This window comes from Mycobacterium sp. JS623, from assembly GCF_000328565.1.
Classification (GTDB): domain Bacteria; phylum Actinomycetota; class Actinomycetes; order Mycobacteriales; family Mycobacteriaceae; genus Mycobacterium.
The window spans coordinates 3,056,974-3,072,613 of record NC_019966.1 but is presented as its reverse complement, the minus strand read 5'-3'; the positions used below and the strand labels follow the sequence as shown (position 1 = coordinate 3,072,613).

At 66.7% G+C, this 15,640-nt stretch carries 16 protein-coding genes; 1 reads left to right on the top strand and 15 read right to left on the bottom strand.

Annotated features, from left to right (window positions below):
* Positions 1–16 precede the first annotated feature (16 nt).
* The 6 genes from der to MYCSM_RS15020 are packed head-to-tail and all read right to left on the bottom strand — an operon-like array spanning position 17 to position 5,238.
* Positions 17–1,420 carry a ribosome biogenesis GTPase Der gene (der, locus tag MYCSM_RS15045; RefSeq protein WP_015307019.1) on the bottom strand — a complete coding sequence of 468 codons (1,404 nt, stop codon included), beginning with the start codon at positions 1,418–1,420 and terminating at the stop codon, positions 17–19.
* Positions 1,417–2,103 carry a (d)CMP kinase gene (gene cmk, locus MYCSM_RS15040; RefSeq protein ID WP_015307018.1) on the bottom strand — a complete coding sequence of 229 codons (687 nt, stop codon included), beginning with the start codon at positions 2,101–2,103 and terminating at the stop codon, positions 1,417–1,419. The genes der and cmk overlap by 4 nt, the downstream gene beginning before the upstream one ends.
* Positions 2,100–2,843 (bottom strand): pseudouridine synthase, encoded by a 744-nt coding sequence (locus MYCSM_RS15035; RefSeq protein WP_015307017.1) that lies wholly within the window; start codon positions 2,841–2,843, stop codon positions 2,100–2,102. The genes cmk and MYCSM_RS15035 overlap by 4 nt, the downstream gene beginning before the upstream one ends.
* A 1-nt stretch (position 2,844) precedes the next feature.
* Entirely contained in the window at positions 2,845–3,561 is a 717-nt protein-coding gene (scpB, locus tag MYCSM_RS15030) for an SMC-Scp complex subunit ScpB (protein WP_015307016.1), read from the bottom strand.
* Positions 3,554–4,381 (bottom strand): segregation/condensation protein A, encoded by an 828-nt coding sequence (locus MYCSM_RS15025; protein ID WP_015307015.1) that lies wholly within the window; start codon positions 4,379–4,381, stop codon positions 3,554–3,556. Before MYCSM_RS15025 ends, scpB begins: the two co-directional genes overlap by 8 nt.
* Entirely contained in the window at positions 4,378–5,238 is an 861-nt protein-coding gene (locus MYCSM_RS15020; protein ID WP_015307014.1) for a ParA family protein, read from the bottom strand. Before MYCSM_RS15020 ends, MYCSM_RS15025 begins: the two co-directional genes overlap by 4 nt.
* Before the next feature lie 139 nt (positions 5,239–5,377).
* Between MYCSM_RS15020 and MYCSM_RS15015 the strand changes: the two genes are divergently transcribed.
* Positions 5,378–6,133 (top strand): O-methyltransferase, encoded by a 756-nt coding sequence (locus MYCSM_RS15015; RefSeq protein ID WP_015307013.1) that lies wholly within the window; start codon positions 5,378–5,380, stop codon positions 6,131–6,133.
* A gap of 52 nt (positions 6,134–6,185) precedes the next feature.
* Here the strand turns inward: MYCSM_RS15015 and MYCSM_RS37175 are convergent, their stop codons facing one another.
* From MYCSM_RS37175 to MYCSM_RS14975, 9 genes are all read right to left on the bottom strand, one after another.
* Entirely contained in the window at positions 6,186–6,329 is a 144-nt protein-coding gene (locus MYCSM_RS37175; RefSeq protein ID WP_157681330.1) for a hypothetical protein, read from the bottom strand.
* Positions 6,330–6,416: 87 nt separating this feature from the next.
* Entirely contained in the window at positions 6,417–7,364 is a 948-nt protein-coding gene (xerD, locus tag MYCSM_RS15010) for a site-specific tyrosine recombinase XerD (RefSeq protein WP_015307012.1), read from the bottom strand.
* Positions 7,361–7,981, bottom strand: a complete 621-nt coding sequence (locus MYCSM_RS15005; protein WP_015307011.1) for an NUDIX domain-containing protein — start codon at positions 7,979–7,981, stop codon at positions 7,361–7,363. The genes xerD and MYCSM_RS15005 overlap by 4 nt, the downstream gene beginning before the upstream one ends.
* Entirely contained in the window at positions 7,974–9,737 is a 1,764-nt protein-coding gene (locus tag MYCSM_RS15000) for a CTP synthase (protein ID WP_015307010.1), read from the bottom strand. Before MYCSM_RS15000 ends, MYCSM_RS15005 begins: the two co-directional genes overlap by 8 nt.
* A 114-nt stretch (positions 9,738–9,851) precedes the next feature.
* Positions 9,852–10,793, bottom strand: a complete 942-nt coding sequence (locus MYCSM_RS14995) for a copper transporter (RefSeq protein ID WP_015307009.1) — start codon at positions 10,791–10,793, stop codon at positions 9,852–9,854.
* A gap of 9 nt (positions 10,794–10,802) precedes the next feature.
* The gene (gene steA / locus MYCSM_RS14990; RefSeq protein WP_015307008.1) at positions 10,803–11,987 is read right to left on the bottom strand and encodes a putative cytokinetic ring protein SteA; all 1,185 of its coding nucleotides are present in this window, start codon (positions 11,985–11,987) and stop codon (positions 10,803–10,805) included.
* 167 nt (positions 11,988–12,154) lie between these two features.
* Positions 12,155–13,906 carry a DNA repair protein RecN gene (gene recN, locus MYCSM_RS14985; RefSeq protein WP_015307007.1) on the bottom strand — a complete coding sequence of 584 codons (1,752 nt, stop codon included), beginning with the start codon at positions 13,904–13,906 and terminating at the stop codon, positions 12,155–12,157.
* A complete protein-coding gene (locus MYCSM_RS14980) occupies positions 13,906–14,829 on the bottom strand; it encodes an NAD kinase (protein WP_015307006.1) in 924 nt (307 codons plus the stop codon). Before MYCSM_RS14980 ends, recN begins: the two co-directional genes overlap by 1 nt.
* On the bottom strand, positions 14,826–15,635 hold the full coding sequence (locus MYCSM_RS14975) for a TlyA family RNA methyltransferase (protein ID WP_015307005.1): 810 nt from the start codon (positions 15,633–15,635) through the stop codon (positions 14,826–14,828). Before MYCSM_RS14975 ends, MYCSM_RS14980 begins: the two co-directional genes overlap by 4 nt.
* Between the last annotated feature and the right edge of the window lie 5 nt (positions 15,636–15,640).

Below are 15,640 nucleotides of genomic sequence, written 5' to 3'. Positions count from 1 at the left end.
TGGATCCCAAAGTCGCTCAGCGAGACCTAGCCCCGCGCTTCTCCCGAACCCTTACGTTGATCCTGATCGGGCTGCCCTCGAAGCCGAACGTCTCGCGTAACCGCCGCTCAAGGAACCGCCGGTAGCCAGCCTCGAGAAAACCTGTGGTGAACAACACAAACGTCGGCGGGCGCGCAGTCGCCTGCGTGGCGAACAGAATTCGCGGCTGCTTACCTCCGCGCACAGGCGGCGGCGTCGCCGCCACGACCTCCTTGAAGAACGTGTTCAGCCGGCCCGTCGGCACCCGGGTGTCCCACGAATGCAGCGATGTCTCCAGCGCGGGCACCAGCTTCTGCACCGCCCGGCCCGTCTTCGCCGAAATGTTGACCCTCGGTGCCCACTGCAACTGCGACAGCTGCAAGTCGATCTCGCGGTCCAGCAGATAGCGCCGGTCCTCGTCGACCAGATCCCACTTGTTGAACGCCAACACCAGCGCCCGGCCCGCTTCGATCACCATCGTCAGCACGCGCTGGTCCTGCTCGGTCAGCGGCTGCGACGCATCGATCAACACGATCGCCACCTCGGCGGCGTCGATCGCGCCGTGCGTGCGCACCGACGCATAGAACTCGTGCCCGCTGGCCTGCCCGACTTTGCGGCGCAACCCCGCGGTGTCAACGAAACGCCAGACCTTGCCGTCCATTTCGATCAGCGAGTCCACCGGGTCGACCGTTGTGCCCGCCACGTCGTGCACCACCGAGCGTTCGTCGCCGGCCAGCCGGTTCAGCAGCGAGCTCTTGCCAACATTTGGCTTGCCTATCAATGCAACTCGACGTGGGCCCCCGCCGCCCGACGCCATCTCGGACACCGCGGGCAGCGCCTCGGTCACCTTGTCGAGCAGATCGGCTACGCCGCGGCCGTGTATCGCACTGACAGGATTGGGCTCCCCCAGCCCCAACGACCACAGCTCCGCCGCATCGGCCTCACCGCGTTCGTTGTCAACTTTATTGGCCGCCAAGAAGACTGGCTTGCCCGACCGCTGCAGCAGGCGAGCCGCGGCCTCGTCCGCCGTCGTCGCCCCCACCGTCGAATCGACCACGAAGACGATCGCATCAGCGGTCCGCATCGCGACAGACGCCTGCTCGGCTACCAACTGCTGCAAGCCTTTTGCGTCCGGCTCCCAGCCGCCGGTGTCCTGCACGACGAACCGCCGCCCAGACCACAGCGCGTCATATGACACTCGGTCGCGCGTTACACCAGGAACGTCCTGCACCACGGCTTCGCGACGGCCAAGAATCCGGTTCACCAACGTCGACTTGCCGACGTTCGGACGACCAACGATCGCCACCACGGGTGGTGGTGCCGCAGCCTCTTCGATCGCCTCGGCAACCTCTTCCGCGCCGAGCTCCCAATCGGATTCATCGGCCCAGGTGCCCTCGCTCATCGCGACGCCCCGGCCCGCTGCTTGACCAGTTCCAGCAGATGAATCACGACCTGCGACTCGGTCATGTCGCTGGTGTCGACCACCACCGCATCGTCTGCGGCACGCAACGGCGACACCGCCCGCGTCGAATCCAGATGATCACGCCGCTCGACGTCGGCCAGCACCGCGTCGTAGTCGGAGGCCAGCCCGGACGCGATGTTCTGGTCGTTGCGGCGTCGCGCACGCTCCTCGGCCGACGCGGTCAGGAAGATCTTCACGTCGGCGTTGGGCAGCACGACCGTCCCGATGTCGCGGCCCTCGACCACGACGCTGCCCTGGCCCGCCGCCAACTCGCGCTGCAATTGCACCAACCGCGTCCGCACGACGGGAACCGCTGACACCGCCGATACCGCCTTGGTCACTTCGTCGCCACGGATCTCGACCGAAACGTCTTCTCCTGCAAGATAAGAGCGGTCTTCATCCGGGTCATACCCGACGGCAAGGTCCGCCGACGCCGCTGCCGCACCGATGGCTTCGACGTCCTCCAGCGAGACTCCGGCGCGCAAAACCGCCAGTGTCACGATCCGGTACATCGCGCCGGTGTCCAGGTAGCGGGCATCCAGCGATCGGGCTAAACCCCTTGACACTGAAGACTTTCCAGTGCCCGCAGGTCCGTCGACTGCGACCACCAATGAGGAGCTCACAGGCCCACCGCCTTGTACAACTCCCCTACCTCCTTGCGGCTCAACACCCGGATGCTTCCCGGCCGCTGGTCGCCTAAAGACACCGACCCGATGTCGGTGCGCACCAACTCCAGCACCGGATGGCCGACCGCAGCCAGCATCCGTCGCACGATCCGCTTGCGGCCCTCGTGCAGCGTCACCCGCACCAGCGTCTTGCCGGGCACCTTGTCCACCAACGCGAAATCGTCGACCCGTGCAGGCCCGTCGTCCAACTCGATCCCGTCGCGCAGCTTACGGCCCAGCCCGCGCGGCACGGCGCCGTCGACCGTCGCCAGGTACGTCTTGGGCACCTCGAACGACGGGTGCATCAACCGGTGCGCCAGCTCGCCGTCGTTGGTCAGCAACATCAGCCCTTCGGTGTCGGCGTCGAGCCGACCGACGTGAAACAACCTTTTGTTGCCCCGGACTCGATGCTCGACAAGGTCGCCGATACATGGCCGCCCCCGGTCGTCGGACATGGTCGAGTGCATTCCGCGAGGCTTGTTGATCGCCAGATGCACCAACGTGTCATCGAGAGTCACCCGTGCCCCGTCGACGCGGATCACCGACACATCTGGGTCCACGCGCGTGCCCAGTTCGGTGACGATCCTGTCGTCGACTTCTACACGCCCGTCGAGAATCATCTTCTCGGCGACGCGGCGCGACGCAATTCCGGCCTGCGACAACACTTTCTGCAGACGCACGCCTTCAGAGGCGCCCATGTCACTCCTGGTCTACGTCGAACGACATGGGTGTATCGCCAGCAGGCGCCCCGCCGTTCAGCTTCATGAAACGTGGCTCCTCGGCCAGCGTTTCGCTCAGATCGTCGATCACGTCGACGTCCGGCAACAGCGGCGCAATGTCCGGCAGGTCCGTCAGCGACGTCAGACCTAGTCGCTCAAGAAACAGCTCGGTGGTGGCGAACGTCACTGCGCCGGTATCCGGATCGGCGCCCGCCTCGGTGATCAGCCCGCGCGCCAGCAGCGTGCGCATCACCGCATCGACATTGACTCCGCGCACCGCGCTGACCCGTGCCCGAGTCACCGGCTGCCGATAGGCGACCACCGCCAACGTCTCCAGCGCTGCTCTCGTCAGCTTCGATCGAGCGCCGTCGAGCAGCAACCGCTCCACGTACGGCGCGAACCGCGCGCGGGTGTACATCCGCCAGCCGCCGCCGGCCTCGCGCAGATCGATACCGCTCTCCCGAGCCGACAGCTCCTCGGCCATCACCTGCAGCTTGGCCGCCACCCGATAGGCCGGCTGGTCAGTCGCGGCGGCCAACTGGTCGACGGTCACCGGAGTGTCCACCACCAGCAGCAGCGCCTCCAGCGCCGCGCCGAGTTCGCCGTCTTCGAGCTCCGGCGCCGTCGCGACGTCAATACCCAGGTCCAGATCGGCGGGAAGGTCGGTGGTGATGTCGTTGGGGACTTCGTCAGTCATATTGGTCTACTTCCGCCGCGAGGTGGTCGTTGGTCGGCCGCTCTCCGGTCCACGAAACCTGGAGCACACCAAGCGGTTCTGATTGGTCGAATGCTACCGCCCGCGCGCGATACAGCTCGAGCAGCGCCAGGAAGCGCCCCACGATCTCAATCGAGGCCCCACAGTCGGCAACCAGCTCGGAGAACGACGCCCACTGCCCGATGCCGCGACTCTCCAGCAGGTTCATCAGATTGGTGACCTGCTCGGGCACCGACACCCCCACTTCGTGCAAGTGGTCGGTGCGTATGGTCGGCACGGGCCGTGGTGTGAACGCCGCCGCGGCGATCTCGGCGAAGCTCTCGGCGTCGACGCCCAGCATCACCTCGGGCAGCAGGTCCTCATAGCGCTTCTCCAACGCCACCGACCGCGGATAACTGCGCAGCGCCGCAGCCTCGAGTTCGGCGAACATCTCCGCGACATGCTTGAACGCCCGATACTGCAGAAGGCGCGCGAACAGCAGGTCGCGGACCTCGAGCAGCGCGAGATCGTCCTCGTCGTGTATCTCCCCCGCGGGCAGCAGCCGCGCGGCCTTGAGGTCGAGAAGCGTGGCCGCGACGACGAGGAACGCCGTCGTCTCGTCCAGCTCCATCTGCGGGCCAATCGCCTTGGTGTACGCGATGAATTCGTCGGTTACCTGATGCAGCGCCACCTCGGTGACGTCGAGGCGGTGCGCGAAGATCAGCTGCAGCAGCAGATCGAACGGACCCTCGAAATTGCTCAGCCGGACCTGGAAGCCGCTCTGTTGGGTCTGCTCCTCCGGCGTTGATTGGACGTCGTTCACGCGCCGAACCGGTCGATGACCTCGCGCGCCAACGACCGATACGCTTCGGCCCCACCGGATTTCGGCGCCCATGTGGTGATCGGCTCGCCTGCGACGCTGGTCTCGGGGAACCGCACCGTGCGGGTGATCACGGTGTCGAACACCAGATCGCCGAACCTCTCGATCACGCGGGCCATCACCTCGCGGGCGTTGACGGTTCGGGTGTCGAAGCGGGTGATCAGGATGCCGCTGATCGACAGCTTCGGGTTCAGCCGGTCACGGACCTTGTCGACCGTGTCGGTCAGCAGCGCCAGGCCGCGCAGCGAGAAGAACTCGCATTCGGTCGGGATGATCACGCCGTCGCTGCACGCCAGCCCATTTACGGTGAGCAGACCCAGCGACGGCTGGCAGTCGATCAGCACGTAGTCGTAGCGGTCCAGCACGGGATACAGCGCGCGGGCCAGTGATTGCTCGCGGCCCACCTCGTTGACCAGCTGGATCTCCGCGGCCGACAGGTCGATATTGCTTGGCACCAGGTCCATGCCGGGCACCCGGGTGTGGATCAGCACAGTGTCGATCGACACCCGCGGTTCGACCAGCAGGTTGTGGATCGTGTGCTCCAGCTCGTAGTGCGGCACGCCCAGCCCGGCTGACAGCGCACCCTGCGGATCGAGGTCCACGAGCAGCACGCGGCGACCGTACTCGGCCAGGCTGGCGCCCAGATTGATGGTCGACGTCGTCTTGCCGACCCCGCCTTTCTGGTTGCACATCGCGATGACCTTGGCGGGCCCGTGCACGTTCTTCGGCTTGGGCTCGGGAATGGTCCGTGGCGTGCGGCCGGTCAGACCGAACTCGGAGCCGCCCCCCTCGTCGGTCATGCCCGACCGTCGCTGGTCATCCACGCTGGAGGCATTCCGAACATCCGGGCAAGTTTAACGGTGCGCGGCTGCCTGGTCTGGCAGACCCGCGGGCAACGTAGAACCCAATCCCGGTGGTCGCGCTAATAGGCTGACGGCTATGAGCCTGAAGCAGCGCGTACCGTTCCTGCGCTGGTCGTTTTGGCGGCTGGCGCTCGGGGCCCGCAACATCACCAAGACCGGGCAGATCGGCGACGGACGCGAGGCTGCCGCCGCCGACTATGTGGTCGCCAACGCACGCAAGGGCGACATCGACGACGTGATCGCCAAGGTGGACCAGTTCGCGTACGAGAAGTCTTTCCTGATCAATGTCGGCGACGAGAAAGGCGAGCTGCTCGACGCCGCCGTCCGCCGCGCCAACCCCGGCCTCGTGCTGGAGCTGGGCACCTACTGCGGCTACGGCTCCCTGCGGATCGCGCGCGCTGCGCCGTCGGCGAAGGTGTTCTCCGTCGAGCTGTCCGACGCCAATGCCGAAGTGGCGCGGCGCATTTGGGCCCACGCCGGCGTCGACGACCGGGTCACGTGTGTGGTCGGCACGATCGGCGACGGCGGCTTCACGCTCGACGCGCTGGCCGATCAGCACGGGTTCGCCGGCGGGAAGTTGGACCTGTTGTTCATCGACCACGACAAGGCCGCCTACCTGGCCGACCTGCAGAGCATCATCGACCGGGGCTGGCTGCACCGCGGGTCGATCGTCGTCGCCGACAACATCCTGATACCCGGCGCGCCGAGGTACCGCGAATTCATGAAGCTGCAGCAGGGCAAGCTGTTCGACAGCGTCGAGCACAAGACGCACGGCGAGTACCAGACGCTGATACCCGACCTCGTGCTGGAGTCGGAGTACCTAGCCGGCTAGGCGCTCGCGATCTTCTTCGCGATCCGCAGTGACTGGATGCCGACGAAGCGGATCAGCGCAGGCCGCGCCGAGAACCCGAGGAACCACAGCCGCGCACGGCGGGTGCCTCTCCGCTGATCTGCGGTGCGCCGCGGCCATCGAGCACGCCCAGGTGCCCGACCATCTGCTCGAGTCCCTGCCGATAACGGTCGCGCACACCATCACGTCGGGGTCGAGCCGGCGCCCGTCGACTAGCCGACCCTAACCTAGCGGTCAGGTCATATGTTGTCTGGAATTGACGCTGCTATCGCGCCCGCGGATGGGCGCCGGCCCACACCTCGCGCAGCACGTTCACCGTCACCATGGTGTAGATCTGCGTCGTCGTGACCGACGCGTGGCCAAGCAATTCCTGCACAACGCGAACGTCTGCGCCGCCATCGAGCAGATGTGTGGCGAACGAGTGACGCAGCACGTGCGGCGACACCGCAGCCTTGATACCTGCACGCTCGGCGGAGTCCTGCAGTACCTGCCACGCGCTCTGCCGCGACAGCCGCCCGCCGCGCGCATTGAGGAAGATCGCCGGGGTGCCACGGCCGCGGCGGGCGAGCTCGGGCCTGCCGCGCACCAGGTAGGCGTCGAGCGCAGTGACGGCCGGACGGCCGATCGGCACCAGTCGCTGCTTGCCGCCCTTGCCGCGTAACAGCACCGACCGTGCCTGGGTGTCGATGTCGTCGATGTCGAGGCCGACCGCCTCGGAGATGCGCGCGCCCGTCGAATACAGCAGCTCCAACAGCGCGCGGTTGCGTAGGGTCAGCGGACCGTCGGCCTCGCTGTCGCCGCCTGCGCCGTCGAGTAGGGCCAGCACCTCGTCGATGGTCAGGCTCTTTGGCAGCCGCCGACTCGGCGTCGGTGGCTTCACCTCGCGCGCGACGTCGACCTCGGTCAGCCCCTCCGCGACCGCGAACTTGTGCAGGCCCCGGACGGCGACCACGGCGCGGGCGGCCGAAACCGCGGACAGCGGAACGGTTTTCGCATCAGGATCGCCACGGCGCAGCGCCACCAGGAAATCGCTGACGTCTGTCTCGGTGACCTTGGTGAGATCGTCGATGCCGCGTTCTGTCAGGTGCTCGGCGTAGCGGCGCAGATCGCGGCGGTACGAACTCAATGTATTGGCGGCGACTCCGCGTTCGATGGTGAGGTGGTCGAGGTAGCCCTGCAACTGGTCATCCAGAGCCGATCGAAACGTGGTCATGTGTGTGCCTGTCGAGCGGCGAACGCTTTCGACCTGTCGATCCATGGTGCCTCGACAGGTCGCAGCGACGACGGATCCTCGACGTCGTGGGCGGCCAGAATGCCCGCTATCGCAATGGAATTGACGATCTCGCCAGCCAGCACCATGCGCCTGGCCTCCTCGAGTGAAAACCACTTCACCTGCAGGTCGGCTTCTTCGTCATGAGCTTCCGGCCGGCCGACGTCGGTTATTCCGGTCGCGAGGTACACCCGCACGCTTTCGTCGCTGAAGCCCGGCGCCGATATCAGGTCAACCAGCACCCGCCATTCGGTGGCCTCTAGCCCGGCTTCCTCCTTGAGTTCGCGGGCGGCGGTGACATGCGGTGCTTCACCGCCGAGGTCGAGCAGACCCGCCGGCAGTTCCCACAACCGCCGACCGACGGGATGCCGGTATTGATAGACCATGACGACATTGCTTTGTTCGTCCATCGCGAGAATGGCCACCGCGCCGTAGTGCTCGACCACTTCGCGGCGTGCGGTGTTGCCGTGCGGCATGCGGACCTCGTCGGCGCGCAACGCGAAAATCTTGCCGACGTAGATGGTTTCGCTGGAGACGGTGTCGAACTCGTGTTCAGCCACGGGTCGCGGGCTCTTGCAGCAGTTGCGAAACCTTGTCGTCGTGCTCGACGCCATTCGCGTGCTGCTCGGGAATGTCCATGCCCGGCAAGCGTTCTTCGGCCTTGTAGTTCAGCGACGCGCCGATGAACGCGACGAACAGCGGATGCGGCCGGGTGGGCCGACTCTTGAGTTCGGGGTGTGCCTGGGTGCCGACGATGAACGGGTGGACGTCGGCGGAGTACTCGACGAACTCCACGAGATGCCCGTCGGGCGAGGTGCCGGAGAACTTCAGTCCGCTTTCGGCGATGCGGTCGCGGTATTCGTTGTTGACCTCATAGCGGTGGCGGTGTCGCTCGGAGACTTCGGTGGCCTGATATGCCTCTGCCACAATCGAACCCGCCTCCAGCACAGCCGGATACGCGCCCAGTCGCATGGTGCCCCCCAGGTCTGCTTCGCCGGCGACGGCGTCGCGCTGATCGGCCATTGTGGAGATGACGGGATCAGGGGTCTTCGGGTCGAACTCCGCGGAGTTGGCGCCGGCCAGCCCGACCGAACGCGCCGCCTCGATGACGATGCACTGCAACCCCAGGCACAGCCCGAGCACCGGCAGCCCGCGCTTGCGGGCATATGAGATGGCGCCGATCTTGCCCTCGATGCCGCGGATGCCGAACCCGCCTGGAATGAGTACACCGTGCACGTCGGCGAGCGCAGCCGCGGCGCCGGCTTCCGTCTCGCAGTCGTCGGAGGCAACCCAGCGCATCTCGACCTTGGCGCGGTGCTTGAAACCGCCGGCCCGCAGCGCCTCCGCCACCGACAGATATGCGTCGGAGAGGTCGATGTACTTGCCCACCAACGCGATTCGCACCGTCTCCTGCGGTTCGTGCACCCGCTGCAGGAGGTCGTTCCACTGCGTCCAGTCGACATCACGGAACGGCAGGCTCAGCCGGCGCACCACGTAGGCGTCGAGTTCCTCGCGGTGCAGCACCTTGGGGATGTCATAGATCGACGGCGCATCGGGTGTGGAGATCACACCATCGATGTCGACGTCGCACATCAGCGCGATCTTGTTCTTCAGCGGTTCGGGCACGTCGCGGTCGCAGCGCAAGATCAGCGCGTCCGGGGTGATACCGATGCTGCGCAGCGCAGCCACCGAATGCTGCGTCGGCTTTGTCTTGAGCTCACCCGACGGCGCCATGTAGGGCACCAGCGAGCAGTGCAGGAAGAAACAGTTCTCCCTGCCGACCTCGTGTCGCACCTGCCGGGCGGCTTCGAGGAAGGGCAGCGACTCGATATCGCCGACGGTGCCGCCGATTTCGGTGATCACCACGTCGGGCCGGTTCCCGTCGACGTCGGGTTCGGCCATTTCCCGGATGCGGCTCTTGATCTCGTCGGTGATGTGCGGAATGACTTGGACGGTGTCGCCGAGGTATTCGCCACGGCGCTCCTTGGCGATCACCGTCGAATACACCTGTCCCGTCGTGACATTCGCCGAACCAGACAGATTGCGGTCCAGGAAGCGTTCGTAATGCCCGACGTCGAGGTCGGTCTCGGCGCCGTCCTCGGTAACGAACACCTCGCCATGCTGGAAGGGGTTCATGGTGCCGGGGTCGACGTTGAGGTACGGGTCGAGCTTCTGCATCGTCACCTGCAAGCCCCGCGCCGTCAGCAACTGGCCGAGGCTGGACGCCGTCAGGCCTTTACCGAGTGAGGAAACCACGCCGCCCGTTACGAAGAGATGCTTGGTAGCGGTTTGCGGGTGCTTGCGTAACGCTGGCAAGAGCAACCTCCGTGACGACGGGCAGGGGATCGCTGAACTAGCTGGGGCCTGCCGACCCACGGAATCTCACCTTAACACCGACGCCGACAAGCCGTCGCTGACACGCCCTTGGTGTTATTGCGGGAGCGTCACCGATGACGCGCCCTGGCCGACGCCGTATTGACCGGGCCGTCCGCCGTTGATCAGCTCGCTCAAGGCGAGCACCGCGGTCATCCGGCCCGACTCGGCGTTAACGTCGTCGACGGTGCTGATCGCGCCGCTGAGCCCCGCGTCGGACCTGGTCACGGCCACCGCTGCGGTGCCAGATGCGGAGCCGTCGCGCCCGGCGACGACGATGCCCGAGCCGTGCGGAGCGAGGCCGACCGCGAACCTGGCGACCGTCGCGCCCTGGTTGCCGGCACCGTCGCCCATGCCGCCGCCGGTGACGATCAGCGCGGTGTTGGCGGGGCCGATGCGCTCGCTGCCATAGGTGACAAAGCCGGTGTCGCGCAGCGCCGCCAGCACGGTGTCGCGCTGGGCGTCGTCGACCACCTGAACCTTCGGATCTCTGTTGGTCAGCAGCGCGATGCCCAACAGGTCGCCGGCCTGCGAGCCCTGGTCCACGGACTTGGTGCTCAACTGCGCGCCGGCGGGCACGATCGGCGAGTTCACCACCGACAGCAGCTTCTCGGCTGAGTTGGCGTCGACGAACTCCTGGGTCAGCGCGATGGTTCCGCTGACCGTGCCCCGGGCCTGCCCCACCATCCGGGTCAGCGCGTCGACGTCGTCGTCGCTTGCGTCGGGGGTTCGGAACACCACGACCGACTTGCCGTCGAGCGCGTTGTGCAGAATGCGTGGCGACATCTGCGCATCGAATTCGCCTGCCGCATTGAGCTTTTCGTTCAGCGCGTTCTTGTCGTCGGTGAGCGTGTTGATCTGGTTCTGCAGCTGGTGCTTGTCATCGCGCAGCCCCGACAACAGCGTGTTCGACAGCAACCCGGACCCGAGCGCCACGCCAATTGCCAACGCAAGGAAAACCGCGGCAAGCGAAATCGCGTGTGTGCGTAGGGAAATCATGCGGACTGCCTAAGTGACCAAGCCCTGGACCCAGAGCGAGAACTGATTCCAATAATTGCCGATCCAATCGAGCACCGCGGCGTCGGCGCGCGACACCCACAGCGCGGCGATCACAGCGATGAGCATCGCCAGCACCAACAGTGCAATGGCCCCGCCGGACACCCTGCTGCGGTACAACGTGGCAACGGCCTTGGCGTCCACCAGTTTCTCGCCGACCTTGAGCCGGGTCAGGAATGTCGACGGGTTGCTCTGCTGCCGCGACCGGTCGAAGAACTCCTCGATGCTTGCGGTATGGCCGGCCGTGACTATCAGCGACGCCCCGTGGTGATCACACAGCAGCAACGCCAGATCGGCGGCCGAGCCGGCGGCCGGGAACGTCATCGCGCCGACGCCCAGATCCTGGATGCGCTCCAGGCCCGCGGCGTGGCCGTCAGCGTCGGCGGGCAGCACGACCTGGGCGCCACAGCGCAGCACCTCGGCACTCATTCTGTCGGGATCGCCGACGATCAGCGCCGGCCGGTAGCCACCCTTGCGGAGCACATCGGCACCGGTGCCGACCCCGATAAGCACCGGTTGGTACTCCTTGATGAACGGCTTGAGAGCTTTAAGGTCCGCGGCGGCGCTGATGTCCTCGGCGACGATCACAACGTGCCTGCGGTTGACGTCGACATCGATGTCGGGAATGCCGATGCCGTCGATCAGCAGCGGGCTCTCGCTGCGGATGAACTCGATCGTGTTGCCCGCGAACGCCTCGAGGTGAGCCACCAGGCCGCTCTTGGCCTCGTGCATCAACTCGTGGATCTCGTGGTCGGTGCGCTCGGTACCGAGGATCAACTGCCGGTCGCCGGCGTACACAGCACCCTCGTGCAGGCGCACCCGCGCGCCGTCCTTGACCTTCTTGAACACGTCAGGGCCGGTGTCGTCGATGAGCGTGACGCCGTTGGCGACGAGCACCTCCGGCCCGAGGTTCGGGTAGCGGCCCGAGATCGATGGCGACGCGTTGACGACCGCGGCAACATTCGCCTCAACGAGCGCGTCCGCGGTGATTCGATCAAGATCAAGGGCGTCGATGACGACGATGTCACCGGGGGTGACTCGACGTAGCAGCCGATCGATGTCGCGGTCAACCCGTGCGGTACCGGTGACGCCGGGCCGTGAGCTGGCAGTTCGGGATAGCAGCGCAGACATCTTCATAGAGGCCGATTCTGTCGAGGATCAGCGCGTATCCGTCGGAGGCGCGCCGTAACATGAGCCCCAGAAGTACCTTTTGTCACAACTGCAACACGATTAGTGTCCGCTTTCGGACGCCTCGAATAACTCGACGAGGTTCCGGTGGCGGCCCTCGCGGGCGTCCACCACTCCTACTCCGCGCGGTCGCTCTGCGCCGCATCGAGCAGCTCGCGGGCATGCGCCCGGCCGCTGTCGGACTCCCCGAGCCCGGCCAGCATCCGCGCAAGTTCGGCGACGCGGTCGTCATCGTCGAGGCGCCGCACCCCGCTGGACTTGTTGCGACCCCCGCTGTCGACGACAAGGTGGACGTCGGCGTAGGCCGCGACCTGCGGCAGATGCGTGACGACGATGACCTGGTGCGTGCGGGCCAAACGGGCAAGCCGCCGGCCGATCTGCACCGCCGCACGCCCGCCCACCCCGGCGTCGACCTCGTCGAAGACCATGGTGGTGCCCTCGGCGGAGGCCGCCAGCACCACCTCCAGCGCCAGCATGACGCGCGACAGCTCGCCGCCCGATGCGCTCTTGTTGAGCGGCAGCATGTCGGTGCCGCGGTGCGCGGCGAAGCCGAACTCGACGGCGTCGATGCCGTCATGCCCGGCGTGAACGGCCTCGCCCGACGGGAGAGTCAGCGGCGCAGAGTCGTCGGTGCGGGCCGCCAGATTGGCGACCGACACGCTGAAACCGGCGTCGCTCATGGCCAATCCGGACAGCTCTGCCGTGACGGCCTTGGCCAGACCCTTGGCGGCCTTGGCGCGCGCCTTGCTGAGTTCGGTTGCGGCGCTGACGACTTTGGCCTCGAGTTCGTTGACGCGCCGCTCGAGTTCGGCCAACGCCTCTTCGGAGACGTCGAGCTGCGCCAGCCGCTCGCGCGACTCGGTCGCCCATCGCAGCACTCCGTCGATGTCCGGCGCGTACTTGCGCGTCAGCGTGCGCAGCTCGCCCTGCCGCGCCAGCTTGGTCTCCAAAGTGCTTGCATCGCTGGGCAATCCGGCCAGATAGTCACCGAGTTCGGTCGAGACGTCCGAGACGACGGCCAATGCCTCGGCCAGCTGCTCGGCGAGTGCCCGCAACGCCGAGTCATCGGTGGCCTCGAGCACGGACTTCGCGTGTCCCACCCCATTGGCGGCCGACGCGTCCGACGGATCGTCGTCCAGGCCGGACAATGCTGTGCGTGCCGTTTGCGCGGCCTCACGCAGCGCATCGAGTTCGGAGAGTTTGCGGATGTCGTCGACGAGCGCGTCGTCTTCGCCGGGTTCCGGCGCGACAGCGTCGATCTCGTTGAGTCCGAACTTGAGGCGGTCGGCCTCCTGCGCAAGTTCACGCGCTCGCTGCTTGCGGTCGGCCAGGTCGCGGCGGGCGTCGAGCCAGTCGTCGCGCACCCGTCGGTAGCGCTTGAGCTGTGACTCGATGTCGATGAACCGATCGAGGGCCCCTCGCTGTTCCTCGGGGCGCATCAGCCGTAGCTGGTCGTTCTGGCCATGCAGCGCGAGCAGTTCGCTGGTGAAGGTGCTCAGCGATTTAGCGGGCACGCTGCGGCCACCGAGGTACGCGCGCGAGGGCCCGTCACGGCTGACGGACCGCGCGGCGATGACACTGCCGTCGTCGTCGCGCTCGGCGCCGGACGAGTCGAGAATCTCGTCGACGTGTGCGGCCACCCCGTCGCCGAGTTCCGTTGTGGTGAACCGTCCTTCGACCACCGCGCGATCGGCGCCGGAGCGCACCCGGTTGGCGTCGGCGCGTCCGCCGCCGAGCAGATGTAGGCCGGTGACGACCATGGTCTTACCCGTACCGGTTTCGCCGGTCAGCACTGTGAACCCGCGATCGAATTCGGCGGTCGCGGTGCTGATGGCACCCAGAGACTCGATACGGATTTCGGATAGCACTACTGTCCGCGCCACCCTTTGACCGGCAGCCGGAACTTACGCACGAGGCGGTCGGTGAACGGCGCGCTGTCCAACCGCACCCACTTCAGCGGGGTGCCGCAGCGCGTCACCTCCAGCCGGCCGCCCGCGGGCACAATCATTTCGCGGCGACCATCGCAGAACACGAGGGCGTCGTGGCCGCCGCCCTCGATCTCGATGGCGATGGCAGCGTTGGGGCTGGTGACCATCGGGCGCGCGAACAACGCGTGAGCGTTGTTGGGCACCACCAGGATTGCCTCTAAGTCCGGCCACACGATCGGGCCGCCCGCAGAGAACGCCCACGCGGTCGAACCGGTGGGCGTCGCGACCAGCACCCCGTCGCACCCGAACGACGACACCGGCCGACCGTCGACCTCCAGTACCGCGCCCAGCACGCCAAGCCGCGGCCCCTTCTCCAGGCTTGCCTCGTTCAGCGCCCAGCCACGATCGGTGATCTTGCCGTCGACGCGCACCACGACGTCGAGCGTCATGCGCTCCTCGACGTTGTAGTCCTTGTTGATGACATGCTCGAGCACGCTGTCGATGTGATCGGCCTCGGCCTCGGCGAGGAAGCCGATGCGGCCGAGATTGACGCCGAGCACGGGTATTTCGACATTGCGTGCGAGTTCGGCGGCACGCAGGAATGTACCGTCGCCACCGAGAACCAGGACGAGTTCGCAACCTTCCGCCGCGCGTTCGTCGGCGTCGACAACCTCGATCTCGACCCCGAGGGCACGCATGTCGTCCGGTGCAAGATGCACCGGGCCTCGGTCGACAGCTTCCGCCGAGAGCACTCGAAGCGCAATGTTGTTGTCGCCCAATACTTTCTCGACCCGGCGAGCGACCTCAGTGGCCTCGTCGCGGCCGGTGTGCACGACCAGTAGGACGGTGCGTTCACAGGTCATTGCGGACCCTCCGCGACGGCCCGGCGCACCGTCTGCTCGAGCAGGTCACCCTGCAATGGGCTGTCGGTGGTGGTGCGCAGGTGCAGAAAGAACTCGACGTTGCCGGACGGGCCGGGCAATGGGCTGGCGATGACACCGACGGTATGCCACGCGAGTTCGGCGGCCCTGTGCGCCACGGCAAGCACCGCGTCCGCGCGCAAGTCCGGGTCGGACACGACCCCTCCCGCACCGACCCGATCCTTGCCGACCTCAAACTGCGGCTTCACCATAGGAACGATATCCGCGTTCACCGACGCGCAGGACGTCAGCGCCGGTAACACTGTCGTCAAGGAGATGAACGACAGATCGGCCACCACGAGATCGACCAGTCCCCCGATCGCGTCGGCCGTCAGCTCGCGGACGTTCGTGCGTTCGTGCACGACGACCCGAGGATCTGTGCGCAGTGACCACGCCAGCTGGCCGTAGCCCACATCTACGGCCGCCACCTCGCGGGCGCCTCGGTCGAGCAGGACCTCGGTAAAACCCCCGGTCGACGCGCCGGCATCCAAGCAGCGACGGCCGTCAACCGAGAGACCGAATGCGTCGAGTGCGCCGATCAGCTTGTGCGCACCGCGGGAGACCCAGCTGCGTTCGTCATCGCCCTCGACCGTCAGAGCGGCGGTGACGGCGATCGCGGTCGCGGGCTTGGCCGCCGGCATCCCATCAATGGAGACCCGCCCGGCGCCGATCAACTCGGCGGCCTGTTGGCGCGAGCGCGCAAGACCGCGCCGCACCAGCTCGGCGTCAACACGAGCGCGCCGCGTCACGTGCG